The sequence below is a fragment of the Mesorhizobium sp. AR07 genome, from assembly GCF_024746815.1.
Classification (GTDB): domain Bacteria; phylum Pseudomonadota; class Alphaproteobacteria; order Rhizobiales; family Rhizobiaceae; genus Mesorhizobium.
Map to the genome: position 1 here is coordinate 5875438 of NZ_CP080525.1, position 25238 is coordinate 5900675.

Sequence of the window (25238 nt, forward strand, 5' to 3'; positions counted from 1 at the left end):
AGAACATGCAGATTCCAAACGACTATCTGGAACGGGTCTATGCCGGCGTGCTTGGCAAGCTGGTGGGTGTCTATCTCGGCCGGCCGTTCGAGGGTTGGACTTACCAGAAGATCATGAAGGAGCTCGGGCCGATCGACTATTACGTGCATGAGCGCCTGAACCAGCCGCTGGTGGTGACCGACGACGATGTCGCCGGCACCTTCACCTTCATCCGCGCGCTCGAGGACTACGGTATCTCGCCCGATCTGCCGGCCGAAGCCATCGGCAAAGCCTGGCTCAACTACATCGTCGAGGAGCGCTCGATCCTGTGGTGGGGCGGCTCAGGCAATTCGACCGAGCACACGGCTTGGCTCAATCTCAAGAAAGGCATTCCGGCGCCGCATTCGGGCTCCACCGCCACCAACGGTCTGACCGTCGCCGAGCAGATCGGCGCGCAGATCTTCATCGATGGCTGGGCGATGGTGGCACCTGGGCAGCCGGAGCTGGCAGCGAAGCTTGCCGAGCAGGCCGGCAAGGTTTCGCATGACGGAGAATCCGTCCATGCGGCGATGCTGTGGGCGGCGATGGAGGCCGAAGCCTTCGTATCCAGTGACATCGACCACCTCATCGATACTGGGCTGTCGGTTATCCCGCGCGACAGCTTGATCGCAAAACTCATCGCCGACATCCGCGGTTGGGTGAAACAACATCCCGACTGGCACGACACACGCCAGAAGATCGAGGACAAATACGGCTACGACAAATATCCCGGCAACTGCCATGTCGTGCCGAACCACGCCTTGATGGTGATGGCAGTGCTCTATGCGCCCGACGATTTCCAGAAGGCGCAGATGATCGTCAACACCTCCGGCTGGGACACCGACTGCAACGCCGGCAATGTCGGCTGCCTGCTCGCTTTGATGCTCGGCCTCGACGGCATCGAGGCCGGCCCGGACTGGCGCGGGCCGATCGCCGACCGCCTGCTGATCTCCTCGGCCGACGGCGGCAACTCGATCAATGACGCGGTGCGCACCGCCTATTACATCGCCAACCTCGGCATGGCGCTCGCCGGTGGAAATCCGCTCGATGCGCCGAAGGGCGGTGCACAGTTTCACTTCTCGCTGTCAGGCAGCCAGCAAGGCTTCCGGCCGGTTGAGGGTCATGGCTCCTTGAGCGGCGTTCGCATCGGCAATGTCGAATTTGAAAACGCCAGGGCGCTTACCGTGAACTACGAGGCGCTGGGTCCCGGCCAGAGTGCCGCGGTGACGACGCCGACATTCTCGCCGCGCGAGGTGCTGTCGATGCGCACCTACGATCTGATGGCCACGCCGCTGGTCTATCCGGGGCAAGTGGTCAAGGCACGCATCGTCGCCGATCGCCACAACAAGGGCGCGGTGTCCGCCCAGTTGCGCATTCGCGCCTATGATGGCGATGATCGCCTGCGCGACATCGACGGCGATGCCGTCACCTTGAATGCAGGCGAGGACCGCACGCTTTCATGGCGTCTGCCGGATCTGGACGGCCAGCCGATCGCCGAGATCGGCATCGTGCTGACCAGCGTCGGCAAGCGCGCGGACGGCCGTGTGCTGCTCGACTATCTCAGCTGGGACGGCATGCCGGAACTCACGCTGCACCGTCCCGCCGGCGATTGCGATTTCTGGCGCATGGCCTGGGTCAATGGCGTCAGCTTTTTCTCCAAGCGCTTCCCGCCGAGCTTCCGCATTTCGCAAAGCCGCGACGAGGGCATCGTCATTCACGGCACGCGGCAGTGGACCGACTACAAGGTTTCCAGCGACATCGTCATTCATCTCGGCAATTACGGTGGCGTGTGCGCGCGGGTTCAGGGACTGCGGCGTTATTACGCCGTGCGCGCCACCCGCGATGGCAAACTGCAGATCGTCCGCACAAGGGACGCCGACACGCTCGTCCTGGCGGAGACGAATTTCGATCTCGTCTTCGAAAAGGCCATCCCGGTGACGCTGACAGTCAAGGGCAACCGCATCGGTGCGCTTTTCGGCGGTGTGGCGCTCGAGGCGCAGGACACCAGTGCGGAGGCGTTCACGAATGGCGGCATCGGACTGCTGATCGCGGAAGGCGCCATGTCCACCGACAAGGTGCATGTGAGCGGGACCTGAACGTCTCGCGTCGACAATACCAGGAAAGATTCCGATGGCTTCAGTTGAAATCGCCAATGTCCTCAAATCCTACGCCGGGCACCAAGTCCTGCACGGCGTGTCGGTCAAGATTCCGGATGGTCAGTTCGTGGTGCTGGTCGGTCCGTCGGGCTGCGGCAAGTCCACGCTGCTGCGCATGATCGCCGGACTGGAGGACATTTCGGGCGGAACGATCAGCATTGGCGACAGGGTCGTCAACGACCTGCCGCCGAAGCAACGCGACATCTCCATGGTGTTCCAGAATTATGCGCTCTACCCGCATATGACGGTCGCCGAAAACATGGCGTTCTCGATGACGCTTGCAAAAGCGCCGAAGGCGCAAAAGGCCGAGCGGGTGGCAAAGGCCGCGGAAATCCTCGGCCTGACGCCGCTGCTCGACCGTTACCCACGTCAGCTGTCGGGCGGCCAACGTCAGCGTGTCGCCATGGGCCGCTCGATCGTGCGCAACCCACAGGTCTTCCTGTTCGACGAACCGCTGTCGAACCTGGACGCCAAATTGCGCGTCGCGATGCGCGCCGAGATCAAGGCGCTGCATCAACGCCTGCGCACCACCACCGTCTATGTGACGCACGATCAGGTGGAAGCCATGACGATGGCCGACCAGATCGTCGTGTTGAACAACGGCCGGGTGGAGCAGATCGGCACGCCGCTCGATCTTTACGACCACCCGGTCAATCTGTTCGTCGCCACCTTCATCGGTTCGCCGTCGATGAACATCATCAACGGTGTGGTCGCTCGCAACAACGGCACGCCGGTGGTGCGGACAAGCGACGGAACAGCGTTGCCGGTCGGTTCAGCCTTCGGCGTGGCGGACGGAAAGAAGGTCCATTACGGGTTCCGGCCAGAGCATTTGAGTGTCTGCGCGCCGGGCAAGGGGATCGCGGCATTGGTCGGCGTGGTCGAGCCGATGGGCTCGGAGACCCAGGTTCATCTGACGATCGGTGGCGAACCGGCTGTCGCCGTATTTCGCGAGAGGATCAGCGCCCGTCCTGGGGAAACGCTTTTTGTCGAACCCGATGTCGCCAAGTTGAACCTGTTCGACGCCGAGACCCGCCGATCCCTGGAGATTTGAGGAGCGATCCGACGGGCTCTCGCATCGTGCGCGTAACAGCCGTTTGAAATATTATTTGCCTCCAGGCCTTACCATGCAGCGCTGACTTTCTTCCATTCGGCGCGGATTGGAGTGTCCGTTGCTTTGATCGGAAGGCCCTGCGTGTCACCGTGGGTGCACTGTCCATGCCCAGGGTGCTTGCCGATGGTCGCTTCTACTTCTCGTGGGCAAGGGCGGGGAAAAGAAGGAACCTGACCATGCCCAGAATTGTGCCGGTACTCGATCTGAGCCGTCTCGAACAAGGTGCGTCCGAGCATCGCACCTTTCTCCTGGACCTGCGCACGTCGGCCCGGGACGTCGGCTTCTTCTATCTCGGTGGCCACGGAATTTCGGCCTCGGAGATCGATGACGTGCTCGACGTTTCGCGCCGGTTCTTCGCGTTGCCGGAGGCGGACAAACTGGCGATCGAAATGGTCAAGTCCTCGCAGTTTCGCGGCTACACGCGTGCCGGCGGCGAACTGACCAGGGGCGCGGCCGACTGGCGTGAACAACTCGACATCGGCGTCGAGCGCCAACCGATACCGCAAGGGCCGGGAATTGCGCCTTGGACGCGGCTGCAAGGGCCGAACCAGTGGCCCTCTGCACTGCCGGATCTCAAGCCGGCGCTGCTGGCATGGCAGACCAGGGCGACGGCGGTGGCGATCCGGCTGCTGAAAGCCTTCGCGCTGTCGCTCGATCAGCCCGAAGACGCCTTCGACGCGATCTACCGTGACGCGCCCAACCATCGCATGAAGATCGTGCGCTATCCCGGCCGTGACGCGACGGAGGGCGACCAGGGTGTCGGTGCGCACAAGGATGGCGGCTTCCTGACCCTGCTGCTGCAGGACAACAACAAGGGCCTGCAGGTCGAGTATGACGGAAGCTGGGTCAATGTGGACCCACTCCCCGGAACGCTGGTCGTCAACATCGGCGAACTGCTTGAACTGGCGTCGAATGGCTATCTGCGCGCCACCGTGCATCGTGTGGTGACGCCGCCCGCCGGCGTCGAGCGGATTTCCGTTCCCTTCTTCTTCAGCGCGCGGCTGGATGCGACCATACCGCTGCTGGATTTGCCCGAGGAACTGGCGGCGGAAGCACGCGGACCGGCGAGTGATCCGGACAATCCATTGTTTCGCGATGTCGGGACCAATGTCCTGAAAAGTCGTCTGCGCTCACATCCCGACGTCGCGCGCCGCCACTATGCTGATCTTCTGGAGACCGGAGCGGTACGGCCGTGAAGCCTTATGCATGTCGCCCAAAAGTGGTCCCGGTTTTGGGAGAACGACATGCATAAAAATAGAAACTTAAAGCAATGCGGAACAGATTTTCGCCGTTCTGCTCGTTCTTTGGAACGTCATTCGTCGCCAAGCCACTGAAATAAGCTCAAACAGGTAAAATCGTTCGGCGGTCTCCTCCCATTCCGCTGAACGGTGTTCCCCTCTGAAGGTTTTGACCTTCTTTTGGCCGGGCCGTTTTCGAGCCCGGCCATTTTTTGTGCCGTGGTCTTGGAAGGCGCGATAGCGGACCTCGGCGGTTCTTTTCCGTCTCTCGCGAAACCCTTCGGCGCGGCGGAAAGAAGCAGCATGGCGAGCAGAGTCGACATTGCATGAGGATGTCACTATATACCGGCGGCTTCGACCAGCGCGCCTGAGGGCAGCGCCCTCGAAGCAACTGTAAATGTGTTACGGATTGCGCCATCTATTGTGACGAAAATCGGCTCTGAAACCGGAAAAAAGCAAATAGAAACAGTGGCGCAAAGCTGGGCGTGATCCCGGCCAGCGGTACCGACCCCTCAGAAACAGAAAATGCTCTTGAACCCTCGATTTCCTTTGGCTCTGTGGACCTTGGACGAGATCGGCTTGCCGGTTGGCGACGACTCGGCTCGAATGGGCACATGCATCCTTCGCGGGGTGTCGACGTTTATGATTACCAACCGGCTTTGCCGCCAGGGAACAGCAGTATGAGTGAACACGCGATCGAGTTCTTGCGGGGATGGATCGGCGAAAAGGTCCAGTGCCAGCCTTCCCAGGCCAGGATCGACAAGCAGGCCGAGACGCTGGCCAGGGAATGCGCTGCCAAGGCGGCGGAGGTCGGCATCCCCCTGGAGGATATCCAGGAAGAAGTCGGCGACATTCAGGAACTGATTGCATCGCGGCTCGAGGAAGCGGCCGAGGCCGACGAGCACCAGCAGGCCTCCAGCAAGGCCGCGGAATGACCTTATAGGGGCACCCTGTCTGAAACGCGGGCTGCTCGGCCCGCGTCTTCTCTGAAACGCGGGCTACTTGGCCCGCGTCTTCGTATCAGCCATCCCGTCAGCCAAATTTTTCTTTCAGCCACATCTTCGGCAGCGCCGGCACGAAGTTGCCGTCGCGCCCAGTCATGTCGTCATTGGCGACCAAGGCGTTGAGGATCGCTTCCTCCACGCTCCGGATCACCGCATCGAAAAACGGATCGATGTCGGTGTCCGGAACAAACTCGGCGCTGGCGATGCGGCCTGATGGCGCCAGCGCCGCGCTCGCATTGGCGGTCGAGAAGGCGATAAAAATATCGCCTGAGCTGTGATAGCCGAAGCCGCCGGTCATGGCGACGCCGAGCGGCACGCGGCGGGCCAGCCGTTTCATCTGATGCGGCAGGAAGGGCGCGTCCGTGGCGATGACGGCGATGATCGAGCCCTTTTCGGCGCGCGGCGCGCCTTCGCGGATCGCCGGCTCGGCAAGTTCCGGCCCGGCACGCAGGCCACGAATGGTAAAGTTTCGCCGCTTGCCGAAATTCGACTGCACGAAGGCGCCGACCGTGTAGGTGCAGCCTTGCCATTCGACGATGCGCGATGCGGTGCCGGAACCGGCCTTGAAGCCGAAGGTGATCATGCCGGTGCCCCCACCGACACTGCCTTCCTCGATCGGTCCGCTGGCCGCACCGTCAAGCGCCTGGGCAACATGCTCTGATGTCAGATGATGGCCGTTGATGTCGTTGAGGAAGCCGTCATAGGTTTCCGCTGCCACCGGCAGGCCCCAGCCGCTGTCGAGTGCGGCCGGCAATATTTGCTGCATCCAGCGCAGCGTGCCGTCGCGCGAGACACCGCAGGAATGCGTGTTGGTGATGGTGATTGGGAAATTGAAAGCGCCGGTTTCCTCGACGATGTGCGAGCCGGTCAGTTCGCCATTGCCGTTCTGGCTGAAGATGCCGGCGAAGACCGGCGTGGCAAGCTCGGCGCGCGGCCTGGGCAGGATCGCGGTCACGCCGGTGCGCACCGGTCCCTTGCCGACGACGAGCGCGCCATCACCCGAAATCACCGTCGCGTAACCGACCGCTACGCCGGCCACGTCGGTGATCGCATTGAACGCCCCGGGCGTCCCGTCGAAGTCGATGCCGAAGCTTCGCGCGCGCGGCTTGCCGGAAGGCGTTGCCAGATGGTTCGGATTGTCGGTCATGGTCTCAGAACAGCGATCCCTGATTGCCTGGTGCCTTGGTCTTGGCCGCCGGCTTGGCCACGGCTTTCGGTTTTGCCGTGCCGCTGGTTGCAATCGCATCGGCGGTGCCGTCGGCGAACTCCAGCGAAAGCGCCATTCCCGACGCCACCTCGGCCGCATGTTTGATCACCGCTCCGTCGGCGTCCTTCACCAGGGCGAAGCCGCGCGCCAGAACGGCCTTGTGGGAAAGCGTGGTCAGCAGGCGCTCCGCCTGGCTCAACTGTCCGCGCAGGCGCTCGAGCCGGACAGAGATCACCCGATCCTGCCGCCGCGCCAGTGCCGCCAGCGTGTCTCCTTGCAGTTTCTGGCGTCGCACGATCGGTGCCGGCGAAAGCCGCGTCGCGGTGCGCGATAATCGTGCGCGGCGTTCGCGCACGATGGCAAAAAAAGCCGCCTGCGCGCGGGCGAGATCGCGCCCGATCAGCGTGCGGGCCTCATTCATGCGCCGTGACAGTGTGGCCGGCGTCAGCCTTTGGGCTTGAAGCCGTGCCCGCTTGCGGTCGACGCTGACGGACAGCGCCCGGCCGAGCCGGCTTGTCGCCTCGTCGAGGCGGCGGCGCGGCAGTGCCAGCAGTTGATCGGGCGAGGGGAGCGCGCGGGCGGCCGCACGGGCAGCCTGCCGCTTGCGCTCGAAATTGCGCAAGACCGCCGCCTTGAGTCGCGCGCCAAGGCTGGCAAGCGTCGCTTCGAGGTCAGCCCGCACCGGCACGGCGATTTCGGCGGCACCTGTCGGTGTCGGCGCCCGCACGTCCGCGACGAGGTCGATCAGCGTCCAGTCGGTCTCGTGGCCGACAGCCGAGATCACCGGAATGGCGGAGGCGGCGACGGCACGCGCCAGCGCCTCGTCGTTGAAGCCCCAGAGGTCTTCGAGGCTGCCGCCGCCGCGCGCCACGATCAGCAGATCGGGGCGCTGGATGGCGCCATCCCAGGCCAGCGCGTTGAAGCCATTGACCGCGGCGGTCACTTCCGCTCCCGCCGTCTCGCCCTGCACGCGCACCGGCCAGACCAGCACATGCAGCGGGAACCGGTCCTTGATGCGATGGATGATGTCGCGGATGACGGCGCCTGTCGGTGACGTCACGACACCGATGACGCGCGGCATGAACGGCAGCAACCGCTTGCGGCCGGTGTCGAACAGGCCCTCGGCCTGCAGCCGGCGTTTGCGCTCTTCCAGCAGCGCCATCAAGGCTCCGGCGCCGGCGGGCTCTAGATTGTCGATGACGATTTGGTAGTTGGATTTGCCGGGATAGGTGGTGAGCTTGCCGGTGGCGATCACTTCCATCCCCTCCTCGGGGCGGAATTTCAGCCGGCTCATCGTGCCCTTCCACACCACGGCGTCCAGCCGCGCGCGGTCGTCCTTTAGCGCGAAATAGGCATGACCGGACGAATGCGGCCCGCGATAGCCTGATATTTCGCCGCGCACCCGCACATTGCCGAAGACGTCCTCGACCGTGCGCTTCAGGGCGCCGGAAATCTCGCTCACCGTGTATTCGGTGGCGTTGGTGCGTGATTCGGATACTGCCTCGCTCATCGGCCGATTGGGGAACGGTTGAACGCCCGCGTCAAGGCGCCTGTGACGGACCACACGTCATAACGCGATCTTAAGCCTGGTTTGATTGACTTCGCTGCAACGAAGCTGGCCAAGGACGCATGAGCGCAAGCGCACATCGCAGCCCATTGACGCGTCAGGTCACGCTGACCGTGCTGGCGCTCGCCGCCTTCGCGCTGGCCATGGTCGTCGGATTTGGCTTCTACGCGGTCGTGCAGGCCGACCACGCCTCGCTTGAGCGCCAGAAGATATTCTTTGCCGACGGTTTGCAGGACCAGATCGCAGCCGTCGAGCGCGAGCAGGAAAGTGTCTCGGTCTGGGACGATTCCGTCACCAACGCCAAGGCCGGCAATCAGGCCTGGATGGCCGAAAACCTCAGCGTCTGGATGTATTCCTACTACGGTCACAACCGTGTCTATGTGCTGGACGATGCAAACCGGCCGATCCATGCCATGCAGGAAGGCAAGGTGGTGCCGCCGGCCGTCTATGGCGCGGATGAGCCCGCTTTGCTGCCGACCATCGAAAAGCTGCGCCTGCTGATCGCCCGACCGCGACAAGAGAACGCATCCGGCGGCCCGACCAAAATGGTCGCCGAGGACCTGGTGTCGCTCGGCGGAAAGCCTGCCATCCTCAGCGTCATGCCATTGGTGCCGAGTTCGGACCGGGTCACCCAGGCCCCGGGAAGCGAATATCTGCATGTCTCGGCCGAATTCATCAACGACGTCGTCATCGGCAAGATCGCCGAAAAATATCTGCTTGATGGCGCGCACCTGCTACCATTGTCGCAACCGGTCGGTTCGGCTGCCATTCCGCTGATGGATTCACGCGGTGTCATTCTCGGTTATATCGGCTGGGATCAGGAGCGCCCTGGCCTGACACTGGTGCGCAAGGCGGGTCCGGCATTGATCTTCGGCATGCTGCTTGCCGCGGGTGCGCTGGTGTTTTTGCTGCGGCGTCTGCGGCGTGCATCGCTGGCGTTGCAGACCAGCCAGGCGCAGGCGCAGTATCTCGCTTTTCACGATACGCTGACGGGCCTCCCCAACCGGGCTCTCTTCGAGGACCGGCTGCGGCAGGCCTTGTTGACGGCCGGGCGCGATACGGCAAGGATGGCGCTGCTCTATCTCGATATCGATCGTTTCAAGCACGTCAACGACACGCTCGGCCATCCGGCCGGCGACGAGCTTGTGCGCCAGACGGCTGCCAGGCTGCAGCGGACGATCCGCGAAATCGACACGGTGGCGCGGCTCGGCGGCGACGAGTTCGCGATCATTCTGGTCAATGTTCGCGACATCAGGGCAGCCGAGGATGTTTCGGAGCGGCTGCTGAGCAGATTGCAGGAGCCCTTCAGGCTGATGGACGACCAGGTCTTCGTCAGCGCTAGCATCGGCATTGCCCTGGCGTCAGGCCAGCAGGTCGATGCCGACGATCTGCTGCGCAAGGCCGATATTGCGCTTTACGAGGCCAAGAAGAACGGTCGCGGTCGCTATCAGGTCTTTGCCGGTGACATGGACGATCTCTTGCTGCGCAAGCGCAAGGTCGAGAACGAACTCCGCAATGCCCTCGTTGGCGGGACCGGGATAAAACTGGCCTATCAGCCGATTTTCGGCGCGGACGGAAGGACGATCGCCGGCGCCGAAGCTCTGATCCGCTGGGCGCATGAGATCCATGGCGCCTTGCCGCCGCAGCAGTTCATCGCCATTGCCGAGGAACGCGGCATGATCGGTGAGCTGGGCAGATGGGTGCTGCTCGAGGCCTGCCGGTTCGCCGTCGGCACGCAATTGCCCTGGGTGGCCGTCAATGTCTCGCCGCTGCAACTGCGTGACGCCGGCTTCGCCGAACAGGTCGCGTCGATCCTTGCCGAGACCGGGCTGGCGCCGGCGCGATTGCAGCTCGAGATCACCGAAAGCGTGCTTCTGGAAAACAACGACACCACCAGGATGGTTCTGGCGGCCTTGCGCCAAACCGGCATTGGCGTCGTGCTTGACGATTTCGGCACCGGCTATTCATCGCTGAACTATCTGCGCCGCCATGTCATCGACAAGCTCAAGATCGACCGTTCCTTCGTGCGCCTTCTCGACGATGACCGAAACTCCACCGCGATCGTCAAGGCGTTGATTGACCTTGCCATCGCTCTGGACGTCGAGGTCACAGCGGAGGGCGTCGAGACCGAGGCGCAAAAGGCATTGCTCGTCGGCATGGGCTGCCATCAATTGCAGGGCTATCTGCTGTCGCCGCCGCTTGAACCTGCCCAGCTGCTGGGCTTTCCGGGGCTCGCACTCAGTCAGAGCGGGCCGGCTTCGATCCAGGCGTAATCCTGCCTACCAGCCCGGCAGGATCTGGTTCGGCTTGGTTCGCCTCATCTTGCTGAAGGCGAGCGCCGCGAAGTCGAATGTCCCGGTCTCTTCGCTGATCGGCACGGAAATATTGTCCAGGCTTTCCGAAATGTGGCGGGCAAGCGCGTCGACGATCTCCGGTCGCGACGTCTGGCCTCGCATGATGCCGATGCGGCAATCGGGCAGGGCGCCGAAGCCGTCGGCTTCACCCAGCACCCGCATGCCGGGCCTCAGCGCGCATTCCGGGAGCACCGAGATCGCCAGGCCGGAAAGCACCGCAGCGGTGATGACGGTTGCCGAGAAGCTGGTGAACAGAATGCGATAGTCGCGGTTCTGCCGGTCGAGCACATCGACGGCGGCGCGCCGCCAGATGCAATTCGGCCGGCCAAAGGCCATCGGCAGCGTCTGCTGCTCGTGCGTCGCATGGTTGGCCGAGGTGACCCACAGCAGCGGCTCGCGCCGCACCACCTCCGACTGGCCGCGCGTGTCGTTTTGCGTCACCAGCGCTAGGTCGAGATTGCCGCGATTGATATGCTCGACCAGCCCTGGCGTCGGCTCGCAGATGACGGTCAGTTCGACGCGCGGATTGGAGCGCGTGAACCGCGCCATGATCTCGGGGAGGAAACGGTCGGCATAGTCGTCAGGCGTGCCGATGCGGATCGTGCCTTCTAGCCGCCGGTCGTCGAAGGCGGCCAGCGTTTCGCGGTTGAGATAGAGCAGCCGCCGCGCGTAGGAGAGCAGCTTGTCGCCTTCCTCGGTCAGTCTGTTGGTGCGGCCGTCCTTCTCGAACAGCGGCTTGCCGATCCGCTCCTCCAGCCGGCGCATCTGCATCGACACCGCCGACTGGGTGCGGTGCACCTCTTCGGCCGCCCGTGTGAAGCTGCCGGTATCGGCAATCGAGATGAAGGTCTGCAACTGATCGAGATCGAGCGGCGCTTTCATCGGCGTGATCCATCACTGGTGTTGATGCCTAGGATTAGAAACATTCGTTGGATTAATCAATCGGCTGATGTCAAATTGGCGTTGTCCACATGAAAGCATGTGAATTGGGACCGGAACGGCCGCTGTCGCCAGCGCCGTTAGCCAGGTTTCGTCCGTTCGAGTCTGAAGGAGACCGACATGACCACGTTCGATTTCGCCACCGAGACCTCGCGCATCACCTCGCGCCCGGCCGTTGCGACGCGCGTGGCAAACACCGTCTCCAACGTCTACCGCGCCTGGAAAAATCGCCGCGCCTTCTACCGCCTTGGCGAGCTGTCGGATTCCGAACTTGCCGATATCGGCCTGACGCGCGCCGACCTGCATGTCGCCATCGACGGGCCGTTTGGTCGCGATCCAACGGCGATCTTGCGAGAAATCGCCAGCGATCGCGTCGAAACGATCGAGGATCTCGCCCGCAAGGTGGCCTGATCGCCTGGATTGGTTGCTATCGTATCAGTTGCCGTGAACCTTTTTGAGGTTCGAGGCGACTGAAGAGTATGCAGGCTCCCACTCCCTGCCGGATCCCCGCCGGCCCGCCTGCACTCTGCCCGGTCCTCCCAGGACCGGGCTTTTCTTTTTTCTGCTTGGCCGAAGATCCGCCGCCAGCGCGCCAGCTATCGCCGGTCCATGTCCCGCTTGAACTGGTCGAAGATCGTTTCCACGCCCTTCTGGTACTCGTCACGCTGCTGGGCGCCGGTCTCGAACATCTTGCCAAACAGGTCGTCGAACGGGTTCCTCGGCCGGCCGCTCGGATTGGCCTGCGGCTGCGGCGCCTGACGCTGCTGTGGCGCCTGTGGCTGTTGCGGCGCCTTCTGTCCGCCCCCGCCGAAGCCGCCCCCGCCGCCTTGCCGCAGCATCTCCTCGAAGATTTTCCCCAGCGGATTGTCGCCATAGGGGCTCTGGGTCTGCTGCGGTTGCGATTGTTGCGGCTGTGGCTGCGGCGCGCCACCGCCGAACATGTCCTGCAGCACCTTGCCGAGCGGATTGTCGCCATAGGGATTGGGTGCCGGCTGTGGCTGGCTTTGCGGCTGCGGCGTCCCGCCGCCGAACATGTCCTGCAACACCTTGCCGAGCGGGTTGTTGTCCATCGGATTCTGGGGCTGCGGTGCTGGGCGCTGCTGCGGCGCCGGCGCCTGCATGCCGCCGCTCTGCCGCATCATCTGCTCGATGATCTCACCGAGTGGATTGCCGCCGCCACCACCGAAACCACCGGCGGCCTGCATCTGGCCTCCCGTCAATTGATTTGTCGTCTGCTTGAACAGTCCGCCCATGACCATCGAGGCGATGGCCGGCAGCATCTGCTGCAGGATCTGCTGGTTGACACCACTCGCTTGCGCGGCCTGGCTAGCCACGGCCCGCGACAGATCCTTGGAGCCGAACAGATGCCCGAGAATGCCGTTGCCCTCATCGACACCTTGCGGCGAGAAGGCTCTGGTCGCGTCCTCGAAATACTTGGCGTGCTGGCCGCTTGCCATTGCCGTCATGAAGGCGCCGAGCCCGTAGGGGTCGGCTGTGTTGCGCTGCAGCCCTTGCGAAAAGGCCGGCAGGAGAGCGGCGACGGCCGCCTGTGTCTGCTGCGTCGAAAGCCCGTATTGCTGGGCAAGCGCCTGCATGCCGTTGCCGTTCTGGGCCTGCGCCAGCATATCGAACAAGGTAGGCATCGGCTTCTCCTCCGGAAATCCTCGATGGAGAGCCTAATTCGTTTCGACGACCGATTGAAGCGGCTTTTGCCAATCAATCGGTCGCGCCGACTTCGCAAGGTTAGTAGGCGTATTCCATGAACACTGGCTCGATCGAGCCGCCCCAGCGCGTGTGATAGGCGGAGAGCATTTCCTCGGCGCTGGTGGTGCCGCGGGCGACGACTTCATCGAGCGTGTTGAGGAACGAGGTCTCGTCATAGCCGTCGCGGTTCTTGCGGCCGCGGTTCTTCAGCCCCATGCGCGAGATAACCATCACGTCGCGGGCGATCTCGCGCAGCGTGGTGTTGCGGAAGGGCGCGGAAATGCCTTGTTCGGGCACCGCGTTGCGCATCGCCAGCACTTCCTTGTAGCTCCAGCTGGAGGTCAAGGCCTCCGCCGCGTCGAGCGCGGCCTCGTCGTAGAGCAAACCGACCCAGAAGGCCGGCAACGCGCAGATGCGGCGCCACGGCCCGCCGTCGGCGCCACGCATTTCCAGGAAACGCTTCAGCCGCACATCGGGGAACAGCGTCGACAGATGGTTCGCCCAGTCGCCCATTGTCGGCAGCCAGTCCGGCACTTCATGGCGCGCGGCCCCGGCCATGAACTGGCGGAAGGTAATGTGCGTCATGTCGTGATAGCGGCCGTCGCGGATGACGAAATACATCGGCACGTCGAGCGCCCATTCGACATAGTCGGCGAAACCGAAATCGGGTGAGAAGCAGAATTCGAGCAGGCCCGAGCGCTGGTTGTCGGTATCGCGCCAGATGTCGCCGCGCCAGCTTTGCAATCCGTTCGGGTGGCTCTCGGTGAACGGCGAATTGGCGAACAATGCCGTCGACAGCGGCTGCAGCTTCAGCGACACCTGCATCTTGCGGCGCATGTCTGTTTCGCTCTCGAAGTCGAGATTCACCTGGATCGTGCAGGTGCGGTACATCATGTCGAGGCCCTTGGTGCCGACCTTGGGCATGTAGCGCGTCATGATCTCGTAGCGCGACTTCGGCATTTTCGGCGTCTCGGCCAGCGACCATTTCGGGCTGCCGCCGAGGCCGAGAAAGCGGATGCCCATCGGCTCGGCGATCTCGCGCACCTGCGCCAGATGCGCGTTGCCCTCGCGGCAGGTCTGGTGGATCGTCTCCAGCGGCGCGCCGGACAGCTCGAACTGGCCGCCGGGTTCCAGCGAAATCGCGCCCTGGCCGGTCGGCTCGACCAGGCCGATGATGCGGCCGTCATCGATGATCGGATCCCAGCCGAGCTTCTGCTGCATGCCTTCGAGGATGGCGCGGATGCCGCGCTCGCCGCCATAAGGCACAGGCGCGTTGCCGTCGACATAGAAGGGGAATTTCTCGTGCTCGGTGCCGATGCGCCACTTGTCGCGCGGCTTGTTGCCTTCGGCCAGATGCTCGACGAGTTCATCGACGCCTTCGATCGGGCGGAAATCGGTTGTGTCGCGCGCCATAATTAGCCCTCAGAGGCGATCGGACGACCGCCGGCGCTAAATGGACGAAATGTCAGCAGACGATCAAGCGAAAAATCCTGAGCCACAGGTCAACAGGAATTGAACGATACTACCCTGTCCATCCCTTGCAAGAGACCAAGTCTCACCAGTCTCCGATCGTTGCCTGGATCACCGCAAGGGCGGCCACTGCCGCCGTATCGGCGCGCAGGATGCGCGGGCCGAGCGGAATGGCCGTGACGAAGGGCAGGGCGCGCAGCATCTTGCGCTCGTCGTCCGAGAACCCACCCTCCGGCCCGACCAGCAGCCCAAGCTTCTTTTCCTTGACCGCCTGCAACGCCGGCAGCGGATTGTTGGTCGAGGCGTCCTCGTCGCAGAAGATCAGCCGCCGCTCTTTGTCCCAGCCGGCCAGCAGGCGATCGAATTTTTCCGCCTCGCGCACTTCCGGCACCGCCAGGATGCCGCATTGCTCGGCGGCTTCGACGACATTGGCGCGCAGGCGATCGATCGAAGGCTTGGCCACCTGCGTGTGCTGGGTGATGACCGGCTGCAGGACACCGGCGCCCATCTCGACCGCCTTCTGCACGAGATAGTCGAGCCGGCCCTGCTTCAGTGGCGCAAAGCAGTAGATGAGGTCGGGCAGCGGCGGCTGCGGCCGTTGCGGCGCCATAACTTTCAGCCGCACCGCCCTTTTCGTCTTCGCGGCGATGGCCGCCGACCACTCGCCGTCGCGGCCGTTGAAGACCAGGATTTCGGCGCCCTCGCCAAGCCGCAGCACGTGCTGGAGATAGTGTCCCTGCTGCTGGCCGGCATCGAATTCGATCTCCGGACCGAGGTCGTCGGGCACGAACAGACGTTGCATCTTGTAATTGGCGCGCATCACCGAGGAATGAGCGAGCCGGCCGCCGGCGTCAAGTCTCGGCCGCCGGATGCCACACCGGTCGAAAGCCATGCCGCAGGACGGCGAGCGTCGTGGCCGGCGTCAACAGCACAAGCGGCTTGCCGAGCAGGACGACATCGGCGGGCGGACCATACCCGGCAAACGACCAGCGCAGTGCCTTGCCGGCGCGCAAGGCATAGGCATTGCCGCCATCCGCAACCATCGCGCCGTCCGGAAGGCCGGCGAGCTCTTCAAGGGCCACCATCGGTGGCTTGCCGCCCGACGCCAGCCGCTCCTTGTGCAGCCGTTTGTCGACCTGCGGCGCGCGCGGCTCGGCAATGCCGAAGGCCTCGCCGAAACGCTGGACAAAGTCCTTGGCCCGTTCGCGCTGGCAAAAGAAGCAGGGGCGATGCCCCGCCGCTAGGGCCGTCACCTCGTCGAGGAAGAACAGCTCGGTCCAGCCCGCTTTGCCACCCAAATGGTCGTCGCTCTTTCTGTTGCGGCCCATTGGTTCGCGCCGCACATTGCGGAATTGGCACACGCAGATGATCCAGGCCTGAAGCGCCCAGCGCTTTTTCAACAGTGTCTTCGTTCCGGGGTCATGGACAATGCCGCGATTGCCGGTGAACAGCCCGCGCTCGGGCACGGCGTGGATGGCGCCGAACGGATCGACCCGGTTCTGCAGTGGCATAGTTTTCTCCCGCAACACGCATCTTGGCTGCAACGCTGGCGGCATGATATCGCTCGTCCCGTCCTTTTCATGTCAGCAGGGTTTTTCATGCGGGTGCTGGTGGTCCAGAACTACGACAATACCGGCCTTGGGCAGGTTGGCGCGGCCCTTGCGGAAGCGGGTGCCGATCTCGACCTGCGCTTGCCCTACAAGGGCGATACCCTGCCGGATGACGCGGCCGGGCATGACGCCATGGTGGTGCTCGGCGGCGGCCAGAATGCGCTGGCTGACGACGAGTACCCTTATTTCCCGGCACTGCTCGAACTGACCCGCGATTTCGCCGACAAGGATCGCGCCGTGCTTGGCATCTGCCTCGGCAGCCAGCTGGTTGCGCGCGCCTTCGGTGGTGAGAACCGTATCGGCGGCGCCAACGAGTTCGGCTGGCGCGGCGTATCGCTGACGCCGGACGCCAGGGCCGATCCGGTGCTGGCCAAGCTGCCGGAGAAATTTCCGATCTTCCAATGGCACGACGACACCTTCGTTTTGCCCGAAAACGCCGTAAGGCTCGCCGGCAACGATGTCGCCGAGAACCAGGCGTTTCGCGTCGGCCGCGCCGTCTACGGCTTCCAGTTCCATTTTGAGGCCGACCGGCCGATGGTGCGGGACTGGAGCACGTCCTTTGCACCGACCATCGCCGCGCGCCATCCCGACTGGGCCGGCAAGCTCGATGGCGAGATGGCCCGCAACGGGCCTGACGCCGATGCTGCCGGCCTGGCCATTGCCCGCGCCTGGGTGGCGACGATCTGAGCGTCGTCCATCGGTGCCCTCCAGCGTGACATAATTGGCACGCGGCGGTGAAACCGCCTGGGGAAAACGCCTTTCATTCTTGGCTTGTGTCCGGCCGCCATCCTAGAAGGCGCGCGCTCTGCATCGGCTGTGCAACCGCGACGAACCTTTTGTGTGACCCGCGCGACACACCGAAGATACAGAATGCGCCTAGAAGCGCGAAATCGTCGAAACTTTGAAGCGAATTTTCCGTTTCAACACATTGGTAACCGCCTGCTGCCCAGATGCAGAAAGCTCAACAAGAGATGACCTCCGTGAAAGCAGCGCTTCTGTCCTTTGCCATGTTGTCCGCCATCGTGCTGTGCGGCCTCGGCATCTATGCCGCCGACGCAGCCAACAACCACAACGCCGTCGACGGCTACGGCGTCACCGCCTCGCTTCGCTAAAAAGCGGGAAGCGTCTTTCGCGTCCTCGGACGCGCGAGGGCTCAAGCTTCCTTGATGGTCATGGTCAGGATGCGTTTGTCCGGGCCGTCGACGACGAGTGCGCTGAGCATGCCTGATTGCCAGGCAAGCGTGTCGACGTTGACGCGATTGGCCATCACCTCCGCCTCCGGCACGGGGGTGTGGCCATGCACGACGATCTTCGGGAACAGGCCGGTATGGTCGTGGAAGACATCGCGAATCCAGATCAGATCCTGCTGGTTCTGCCTCTCCAACGCGACGCCAGGCCTGATGCCGGCATGGCAGAAGAAGAAGTCGCCGAACGTCACCGAGAACGGCAGCGAGCGCAGGAAATCGACATGGTCCGGTGGCACGGCCTTGACCAGCGCCGCGTGACCCCGTCTCACCGTCTCCACCTTGCCGAACCAGCTGGCGTCGGCGGTCAGTGACACGCCATAGGACAGCGCCGTCTGGACGCCGCCATAGCGCATGAAAAGCCCTTCCGGGTCCGGGGTTCTCAGAAAATCGAGAAAGCCGATGTCGTGATTGCCGGCCAGCATCAAATGGCGCGGGTCGCGCTCTCGCGCTTCGATCAGGAAGTCGATGACACGCTTTGAGTCCGGTCCGCGGTCGACATAGTCACCAAGATGGATGACACGCCAGTCGGCAGGCGTCTCCTGCTCGATCTCGGCCTCGATGCGTTGATGCATGGCGACCAACAGGTCGAGCCGGCCATGCACGTCGCCGATCGCGTAAAGACGAATGTCGTCGGGGCCACACGCATCAAGGAAATGGATACCGGGTTCAGCCAACGTGTTGTTGTCTCCGTGGTCGGCGATCACGGACTTAGCGCCGGAGCTGGTCCTTGCCCATGTCGGTGACCAGACGTTTTCCGCACAGCGCCAGCGTGATGTCCATCTCCTTGCGGATGATTTCCAAGGCTTTGGTAACCCCTTCCTTGCCGAGCGCTCCCAGGCCGTAAAGAAATGGCCGGCCGATATAGGTGCCCTTGGCGCCGAGACAGAGCGCCTTCAACACATCCTGGCCGGAGCGGATGCCGCCATCCATATGCACTTCGATCGTGTCGCCGACCGCATCGGCGATCTCTTCCAGCGCCATGATCGACGATGATGCGCCGTCAAGCTGGCGCCCGCCATGGTTTGATACGATGATCGCGTCGGCGCCGGTCTTGGCCGCCATCAGTGCGTCTTCCTTGTCGAGAATGCCTTTCAGGATCAGTTTGCCGCCCCAGCGTTCCTTGATCCAGGCGACATCCTTCCACGACAGATGCGGATCGAACTGCTCGGTCGTCCATGAGGACAGCGAAGCGACGTCGCCGACGCCCTTGGCGTGGCCGACAATGTTGCGGAAGGTGCGGCGCTTGGTGCCGGCCATGCCCATCCACCAGCGCGGCCGCATCGCGATGTCGGCGATGTTGGCCAGCGTCATCCTGGGTGGCGCCGAAAGCCCGTTGCGGACATCCTTGTGCCGTTGGCCGAGGATCTGGAGGTCGAGTGTCAGCACCAGCGCCGAGCATTTCGCCGCCTTCGCCCGGTCGATCAGGTCGAGCACGAAATCCTTGTCGCGCAGCACGTAGAGCTGGAACCAGAACGGCTTCTTCGTCACCGAGGCGACGTCCTCGATCGAGCAGATGCTCATCGTCGACAGGGTGAACGGCACCCCGAATTCCTCGGCCGCCTGCGCGGCTAGCATCTCGCCATCGGCATGCTGCATGCCGGTCAGGCCGGTTGGCGCCAGCGCCACCGGCATCGCCACCTTTTCGCCGATCATGGTCGATTCCAGCGAGCGGTTGCTCATGTCGACCAGCACACGCTGACGGAACTTGATCTTGCCGAAATCCTCCTCGTTGGCCCGGTAGGTGCTCTCGGTCCAGGCGCCGGAATCGGCATAGTCGAAGAACATTTTCGGCACGCGCCGGCGCGCGAGATCCTTGAGATCGGCAATGGTGAGGATTTGGCTCATGAGGCTTCCCGCTGGTGCAATTGTTCGTCGACGGTTCGATCTTGGCCGGCTCTCACGAGCGTTTCCTCGCCGGCTCACTGTCGCCCGCCTCGGAGCGTTGTCTGAGCCTCAATCGCGAGACGCGTTGCCAGTCGCCGCTGCGCTCGGCCTCGGCCATCGATCGTTCGACATAGATCATGTGGTCCATCGCCGCTTGCCGCGCGGCCGCCGGATCGCCAGCCTTGACCGCTGCATGGATCGCCTTGTGCTGGGAAAGCAGTGCCTCGCGCGCGCCGGGGACCGTGAACACCAGCAGCCGGTTCTGGAACACGCCTTCCGACAACAGCCGGTAGCAGGAGCGCAGCGTGTGCAGGAGCAGGATGTTGTGCGCGCACTCGCAGATCGCCTGGTGGAATTCAACGTCGATTTCGGCCTCGTCGTCGAAATCGCCGGTGCGGTGCGCATCGTCCATGCGCGCCATGATGCGGTCGAGCAGCGCCAGGTCCTCCGGCGTGGCGCGCCGGGCCGCATATTCGGCCGCCACGCCTTCGATCTCGCGCCGGTATTCCAGATAGTCGGCCACCGCCTTGCGATGCGTCGAGATCAGGTCCGCCACCGGCTTGGTGAACAACTGGCCGATGATGTCGGCGACATGCGTGCCCCCGCCGGCCTTGGTCGTCAAGAGGCCGCGCCCTTCAAGCGCCTTCAGCGCATCGCGCAAGATCGGCCGCGACACGTCGAACTGGCGCGCAAGCTCGCGCTCGCCCGGCAACCGGTCGCCGGTGCGCAGCACCCCTTCGAGGATGAGGCTCTCGATCTGCTGCACCACCTCGTCGGCGGTGCGCGAATGCTCGATCCTGGAAAAAATGTCGCTCAACTAAAATGCCTGGAAGGTGAACCGGTGTCGCGCAGGATAAAGCCTGCGTCGCCAACTGGTCAAATTATTTATCCAATTGGTCGAAGTGAGTCGGTTTTGCCGCCCGACGCCATATCGTCTTCGGCTAAACTTTGCTGTTTGCGTCATCTGGCGGTTGGCACTAGAGGAACGCAATGCAAGAGGGTCTAGAGAAGTCCGGGGGACAAGCCGTGTCAGACGACCCGTCCAATCTCGAATTCCAGCCGCGCGCCAAGGGCAGCGTCATGGGTTTTCCCGCGCATGAGGGCCGGCCCGGCGCGCTTGGCGAGGTGCATGCACGGCCGCATCCGCTGATCGAAAAGCCGCGCGTCCTGGTGCAACTCGCCTTCATGACCGAGGGCGGCTCCGGCGTCGACCATGCGGTGCTGTCCGAACTGTCGCGGCGCCTCGGCATTGCCGCGCCCGACCGCCAGGCCCGCCACCACGCCATGAAATGGGGCAAGGGCTCGCTGCGCTGGGAGCGGCATACCGAGTTCTCGACCTATCTGTGGGAAGGGCCGCTTTCCGAAAACGGCAGGGCGCAGGAGGACTCGCCGTTCGGCAACGGGTTTTGCCCGCCAGGCACCGTCATCTCGGGCATCCGGCTCGAAATCCGCAGATGGACGCAAGCGAGCGAAAGGCTGATTGCCGGTTTTGACCCGACCAGCCTGTGCTATTCGCTGGTCGAGCGCGGCAACGCCGCCATCGTCACCGATTTCCGCCAGGATGGCGACGGCATGACCCGCATGCTGGTGCTCGACCGTGGCCTGACGCTGGCGCGCACCGGGGCGCTGTCGCAACGGTTGATCGACATCGAAACCTACCGCACGCTGGCCATGCTTGGCCTGCCGCTGGCGCTGACATTGTCCGGTCGCGCCCGCCGCATCGAGGACAGGCTGGCGCAGACCACGCTGGAAATGAAGGTCGCCGAGACCCGCGATAGCCAGACGCTGCTGGCCGACCTGACCGAGCTTGCCGCCGAGTTGGAGGCGGACGCGGCGTCCAGCCTTTACCGCTTCGGCGCCAGCCGCGCCTATGACGGCATCGTCGGCGAGCGGCTGGAGGCGCTCGAGGAAGAAGCCGTGCCCGGCTACGACACCTGGGGTGGGTTCCTGCAGCGCCGCGTCGCGCCGGCCATGCGAACCTGCCGCTCGGTCGAGGAGCGCCAGGCCAATCTGTCGCGCAAGCTGACCCGCGCCACGACGCTGCTGCGCACCTGGGTCGATGTCGAGGTCGAGAAGCAGAACCGCGACCTGCTGGCGTCGATGAACAACCGCGCCCGCCTGCAACTGCGCTTGCAGCAGACCGTCGAAGGCCTCTCGGTCGCCGCCGTCTCCTATTATGTGGTCGGTCTCATCGGCTATGTCGCCAAGGGCGCCTCGATCTTCGGCCATGCCTTCGCGCCGGAAGTCGTCACCGCCGCTTCGGTGCCGATCGCCATCCTGCTGGTCTGGTGGGGCGTACGCCGCGTGCGCCGGATGCATTCCGAACCCGGCAAGCTGGCCGGAGAGTAAGCTCCCTCCACCCTCCCCCTTGTGGGGGTGAGAAGCGGTCCGCGGAGCGGACGAAAAGCCAAATGCTTGGCTTTTCGAGCTTCGAACGCCCTGAGCCTGCGAAGGGCAAAGCGCCAACGCTATCTGCCCTGCCGGGTCCCCGCTGCTTCGCAGCGTCCCGGCGTTCGCTGGCCTTTCATCGTGCCACTGGCACGATGAATTCGCTTCGCGAACTGGCCGCTCACCCCCACAAGGGGGAGGGTAAAAGCAGCGGCAGATTGCCGCTGCGGAAGCCGTCCGACCGTGACTCCGGAATCTCCACAGCCGCAGGATTTGCAACCAACGCGCTTCACTGGTAAAAGATTTTGACCAGTCAAGCGAAACGAGGCTGCTGATGTCCGGCCTGGCCATGCCGAAACCTGACGACGCCACGATGCGCCGGCGCGACGAGATCGTCGCCGACATGCGCATCATCGTGCCGGGCGAGGGCGTCGTCGACGCCGCCAATTCCATGCGGGCTTTCGAGAGCGACGGCCTGACCGCCTATCGGCAACTGCCGCTGGTCGTCGTGTTGCCGCAGACGGTGGCGCAGGTTTCGCGCGTGCTGAAATACTGCAACGACCGCAATATCCGCGTCGTGCCGCGCGGCTCCGGCACCTCGCTGTCAGGCGGCGCGCTGCCGCTGGAAGACGCGGTGCTGCTGGTCATGAGCCGCTTCAATCGCATTCTCGCGATCGATTTCCCCAACCGCGTCGTCGTCGCCCAGCCGGGCGTCACCAATCTCGGCATCACCACGGCCGTCGAGCAGGAGGGTTTTTACTACGCCCCCGATCCATCCTCCCAGATCGCCTGCTCGATCGGCGGCAATGTCGCGGAAAATTCAGGCGGCGTGCACTGCCTGAAATACGGCCTCACCGCCAACAACGTGCTCGGCATCGAGATGGTGCTGATGAACGGCGAGGTGGTGCGGCTCGGCGGCAGCCACCTCGATGCGGAAGGCTACGATCTGCTCGGCGTCATGACCGGCTCCGAAGGCCTGCTCGGCGTCGTCACCGAGGTCACCGTGCGCATCCTGAAGAAGCCGGAGACCGCCCGAGCCCTGCTCATCGGCTTTCCGACCAGCGAGCAGGGCGGCCAGTGCGTCGCCGACATCATCGGCGCCGGCATCATTCCGGGCGGCATGGAGATGATGGACCGGCCGGCGATCCACGCCGCGGAAGATTTCGTTCATGCCGGTTATCCCCTGGATGTCGAGGCGCTGCTGATCGTCGAGCTCGACGGGCCGGGCGTCGAGGTCGATCATCTGATCGGCCTTGTCGAAGCCATCGCTTATAAGAACGGTTCGACCACCTGCCGCATCTCGCAGTCGGAGCAGGAGCGCCTGACCTTCTGGGCCGGCCGCAAGGCGGCATTTCCGGCCGTCGGCCGCATCTCGCCCGACTATTACTGCATGGACGGCACCATCCCGCGCAAGGAGCTGCCGCGCGTGCTCGCCGGCATGCGCGAGCTGTCGCAGAAATATGGTCTCGGCGTTGCCAACGTTTTCCATGCCGGCGACGGCAATCTGCATCCGCTGATCCTCTACGACGCCAATGTGCCGGGCGAACTCGACAAGGCCGAAAGCTTCGGCGCCGACATATTGCGGCTCTGCGTCAAGGTCGGCGGCGTCTTGACCGGCGAACACGGGGTAGGCGTCGAGAAACGAGACCTGATGCCGGAAATGTTCAACCAGATCGACCTCGACCAGCAGATGCGCGTCAAATGCGCCTTCGACCCCAACCATCTGCTCAACCCGGGCAAGGTGTTTCCGCAGCTTCGCCGCTGCGCCGAACTCGGCCGCATGCACATTTCCGGCGGCAAGCTGCCGTTTCCGGACATTCCGAGGTTTTAAGGGTGATGGCGGCGCTTGAACACCCCCCTCTGTCCTGCCGGACATCTCCCCCGCAAGGGGGGAGATTGGCTATCGATGACGTCTTCGCCAACCTTCCACCTTGGTGGGCGGGTGCGGCGTTGGAACTGCCAATCTCCCCCCTTGCGGGGGACATGTCCGGCAGGACAGAGGGGGGTGGGCAGGATCTCGGCATCTCCACACCGGTGTTTGGCACAGGCTTCGCCCCCTCTCCGTCTCGGGCTTTGCCCGAGCTACCTCTCCCCCGCTTCGCCGGGGCAAGGAACCAGAGATAGCCATGACCACATTCACCCCCACCACATCGGACGAAGTCCTGTCCACCGTCGGCTGGGCCGTGGCTGAAGGATCGCCGCTGGAAATCCTTGGCCATGGCTCCAAGCGCGGCATTGGCCGGCCGCAACAGAGCGAACACACGCTCGACCTGTCGAAACTCGCCGGCGTTACGCTCTATGAGCCGGCCGAGCTGGTGCTGTCGGCAAAAGCCGGCACGCCGCTGGCCGACATCGAAAAGCTGCTGGCGGAAAATGGCCAGCAGCTCGCCTTCGAGCCGATGGATTACGGTCTGCTGCTCGGTGGCGAACCCGGCAAAGGCACCATCGGCGGCGTCCTTGCCGCGAACCTGTCCGGCCCGCGCCGGCTGAAGGCGGGTGCCGCGCGCGACCATATACTGGGCATCAACGCCGTTTCCGGCCGTGGCGAGGCCTTCAAGTCCGGCGGCCGCGTCGTCAAGAACGTCACCGGCTATGATCTGTCGAAGCTGATGGCCAACAGCTGGGGCACGCTGGCCGCGTTCACCGACGTTACCTTCAAGGTGCTGCCATCAGCCGAGACCGAGATCACGCTTGCTGTCCGTGGCCTGCTCGACGATGCCGCTGCCAGCGTCATGGCGCTGGCGCTCGGCTCCAGCGCTGAAGTGTCGAGTGCCGCCCATCTGCCGGAGCGCATCGCCGCGCGTGTCGCCGGCGGCGCGCTCGGCAGCGAGGCCGCGACTTTGCTGCGCGTCGAGGGTTTTGGCCCCTCCGTCGCCTATCGCATCGCCGCGATGAAATCGCTGCTCGGCAAGGCCGGGCCGCTGGAGGAGATTTCCGGCGAAACTTCAACCGCCATATGGCGCGATGTGCGCGATTGTAGGCCCTTCGCCGACAACTGCGAGAGACCGGTCTGGCGCGTGTCGATGACGCCGGGAGAGGGCCACCAGATGGTCCTGACGCTGCGCATGCAGGCTGCCGTCAGCGCCTTTTATGACTGGCAGGGCGGGCTGGTGTGGTTGCGCATGGAAGAGGGCGACCCGGAAGCCGCTCTGCTGCGCGGGCTGTTGAGAAAACATGGCGGCGGCCATGCGACATTGGTGCGCGCCGCACCCTCCCACCGCGCCGCCTTGCCGGTGTTCGAGCCGCAGCCGCCGGCGCTGGCCGCACTCAGCCAGCGCCTGAAGCAGGAATTCGATCCCAAAAACATCCTCAATCCCGGCCGCATGGCCTAGGACTGGAAT

The 25238-nt window shown here is 63.9% G+C and carries 21 protein-coding genes; 11 read left to right on the forward strand and 10 right to left on the reverse strand.

Annotation, left to right across the window (positions count from 1 at the left end; genetic code table 11):
- The first annotated feature begins 5 nt into the window (after window positions 1-5).
- The 4 genes from BPNPMPFG_RS29150 to BPNPMPFG_RS29165 all read left to right on the forward strand — a co-directional run bounded on the left by BPNPMPFG_RS29150 (window position 6) and on the right by BPNPMPFG_RS29165 (window position 5458).
- Window positions 6-2114: an ADP-ribosylglycohydrolase family protein gene (locus BPNPMPFG_RS29150; protein WP_258592023.1), complete on the forward strand. Its 2109-nt coding sequence runs from the start codon at window positions 6-8 to the stop codon at window positions 2112-2114.
- A gap of 34 nt (window positions 2115-2148) precedes the next feature.
- The gene (locus BPNPMPFG_RS29155; RefSeq protein ID WP_258592024.1) at window positions 2149-3225 is read left to right on the forward strand and encodes an ABC transporter ATP-binding protein; all 1077 of its coding nucleotides are present in this window, start codon (window positions 2149-2151) and stop codon (window positions 3223-3225) included.
- A gap of 236 nt (window positions 3226-3461) precedes the next feature.
- Window positions 3462-4481: an isopenicillin N synthase family dioxygenase gene (locus BPNPMPFG_RS29160; RefSeq protein ID WP_258592025.1), complete on the forward strand. Its 1020-nt coding sequence runs from the start codon at window positions 3462-3464 to the stop codon at window positions 4479-4481.
- Window positions 4482-5203: 722 nt separating this feature from the next.
- The gene (locus BPNPMPFG_RS29165; RefSeq protein WP_258592026.1) at window positions 5204-5458 is read left to right on the forward strand and encodes a hypothetical protein; all 255 of its coding nucleotides are present in this window, start codon (window positions 5204-5206) and stop codon (window positions 5456-5458) included.
- Between the two features lie 97 nt (window positions 5459-5555).
- Here BPNPMPFG_RS29165 and BPNPMPFG_RS29170 read toward each other — a convergent pair whose 3' ends face one another.
- Window positions 5556-6674 (reverse strand): DmpA family aminopeptidase, encoded by a 1119-nt coding sequence (locus BPNPMPFG_RS29170; RefSeq protein ID WP_258592027.1) that lies wholly within the window; start codon window positions 6672-6674, stop codon window positions 5556-5558.
- Between the two features lie 4 nt (window positions 6675-6678).
- On the reverse strand, window positions 6679-8244 hold the full coding sequence (xseA, locus tag BPNPMPFG_RS29175; RefSeq protein ID WP_258592028.1) for an exodeoxyribonuclease VII large subunit: 1566 nt from the start codon (window positions 8242-8244) through the stop codon (window positions 6679-6681).
- A 119-nt stretch (window positions 8245-8363) separates the two neighbouring features.
- On the opposite strand from xseA, the gene BPNPMPFG_RS29180 reads away from it, so the two are divergent.
- Window positions 8364-10574, forward strand: coding sequence for a bifunctional diguanylate cyclase/phosphodiesterase (locus BPNPMPFG_RS29180; protein ID WP_258592029.1), 2211 nt, complete (start codon window positions 8364-8366; stop codon window positions 10572-10574).
- 6 nt (window positions 10575-10580) lie between these two features.
- On the opposite strand, the gene BPNPMPFG_RS29185 is transcribed toward BPNPMPFG_RS29180, so the two are convergent.
- Window positions 10581-11537, reverse strand: a complete 957-nt coding sequence (locus BPNPMPFG_RS29185; RefSeq protein ID WP_258592030.1) for a LysR substrate-binding domain-containing protein — start codon at window positions 11535-11537, stop codon at window positions 10581-10583.
- Window positions 11538-11714: 177 nt separating this feature from the next.
- Between BPNPMPFG_RS29185 and BPNPMPFG_RS29190 the strand changes: the two genes are divergently transcribed.
- Complete coding sequence (locus BPNPMPFG_RS29190; protein WP_258592031.1) at window positions 11715-12005, forward strand: DUF1127 domain-containing protein; 291 nt, start codon at window positions 11715-11717, stop codon at window positions 12003-12005.
- A 185-nt stretch (window positions 12006-12190) separates the two neighbouring features.
- On the opposite strand, the gene BPNPMPFG_RS29195 is transcribed toward BPNPMPFG_RS29190, so the two are convergent.
- From BPNPMPFG_RS29195 to BPNPMPFG_RS29210, 4 genes are all read right to left on the reverse strand, one after another.
- Window positions 12191-13237: a DUF937 domain-containing protein gene (locus BPNPMPFG_RS29195; protein WP_258592032.1), complete on the reverse strand. Its 1047-nt coding sequence runs from the start codon at window positions 13235-13237 to the stop codon at window positions 12191-12193.
- Between the two features lie 100 nt (window positions 13238-13337).
- Entirely contained in the window at window positions 13338-14711 is a 1374-nt protein-coding gene (locus tag BPNPMPFG_RS29200; protein WP_258592033.1) for a glutamate--cysteine ligase, read from the reverse strand.
- A gap of 142 nt (window positions 14712-14853) precedes the next feature.
- On the reverse strand, window positions 14854-15588 hold the full coding sequence (locus BPNPMPFG_RS29205) for a 16S rRNA (uracil(1498)-N(3))-methyltransferase (RefSeq protein WP_258596966.1): 735 nt from the start codon (window positions 15586-15588) through the stop codon (window positions 14854-14856).
- A gap of 31 nt (window positions 15589-15619) precedes the next feature.
- Window positions 15620-16279, reverse strand: a complete 660-nt coding sequence (locus BPNPMPFG_RS29210; RefSeq protein ID WP_258592034.1) for a hypothetical protein — start codon at window positions 16277-16279, stop codon at window positions 15620-15622.
- A gap of 87 nt (window positions 16280-16366) precedes the next feature.
- On the opposite strand from BPNPMPFG_RS29210, the gene BPNPMPFG_RS29215 reads away from it, so the two are divergent.
- The gene (locus tag BPNPMPFG_RS29215) at window positions 16367-17065 is read left to right on the forward strand and encodes a type 1 glutamine amidotransferase (protein ID WP_258592035.1); all 699 of its coding nucleotides are present in this window, start codon (window positions 16367-16369) and stop codon (window positions 17063-17065) included.
- Window positions 17066-17358: 293 nt separating this feature from the next.
- Window positions 17359-17490: a hypothetical protein gene (locus BPNPMPFG_RS29220; protein ID WP_013893872.1), complete on the forward strand. Its 132-nt coding sequence runs from the start codon at window positions 17359-17361 to the stop codon at window positions 17488-17490.
- Between the two features lie 41 nt (window positions 17491-17531).
- Here the strand turns inward: BPNPMPFG_RS29220 and BPNPMPFG_RS29225 are convergent, their stop codons facing one another.
- From BPNPMPFG_RS29225 to BPNPMPFG_RS29235, 3 genes are read right to left on the reverse strand one after another with little or no spacing between them, the layout of a single operon-like run.
- On the reverse strand, window positions 17532-18299 hold the full coding sequence (locus BPNPMPFG_RS29225) for a metallophosphoesterase (protein ID WP_258596968.1): 768 nt from the start codon (window positions 18297-18299) through the stop codon (window positions 17532-17534).
- A gap of 34 nt (window positions 18300-18333) precedes the next feature.
- Entirely contained in the window at window positions 18334-19470 is a 1137-nt protein-coding gene (locus BPNPMPFG_RS29230) for an alpha-hydroxy acid oxidase (protein WP_258592036.1), read from the reverse strand.
- A 52-nt stretch (window positions 19471-19522) separates the two neighbouring features.
- A complete protein-coding gene (locus BPNPMPFG_RS29235; RefSeq protein WP_258592037.1) occupies window positions 19523-20326 on the reverse strand; it encodes an FCD domain-containing protein in 804 nt (267 codons plus the stop codon).
- A 209-nt stretch (window positions 20327-20535) separates the two neighbouring features.
- On the opposite strand from BPNPMPFG_RS29235, the gene BPNPMPFG_RS29240 reads away from it, so the two are divergent.
- From BPNPMPFG_RS29240 to BPNPMPFG_RS29250, 3 genes are all read left to right on the forward strand, one after another.
- On the forward strand, window positions 20536-21858 hold the full coding sequence (locus BPNPMPFG_RS29240; RefSeq protein ID WP_258592038.1) for a DUF3422 family protein: 1323 nt from the start codon (window positions 20536-20538) through the stop codon (window positions 21856-21858).
- A 373-nt stretch (window positions 21859-22231) separates the two neighbouring features.
- Window positions 22232-23728, forward strand: a complete 1497-nt coding sequence (locus tag BPNPMPFG_RS29245; protein ID WP_258592039.1) for an FAD-linked oxidase C-terminal domain-containing protein — start codon at window positions 22232-22234, stop codon at window positions 23726-23728.
- Window positions 23729-24023: 295 nt separating this feature from the next.
- Complete coding sequence (locus BPNPMPFG_RS29250; RefSeq protein ID WP_258592040.1) at window positions 24024-25229, forward strand: FAD-binding protein; 1206 nt, start codon at window positions 24024-24026, stop codon at window positions 25227-25229.
- The last annotated feature ends 9 nt before the right edge of the window (window positions 25230-25238 follow it).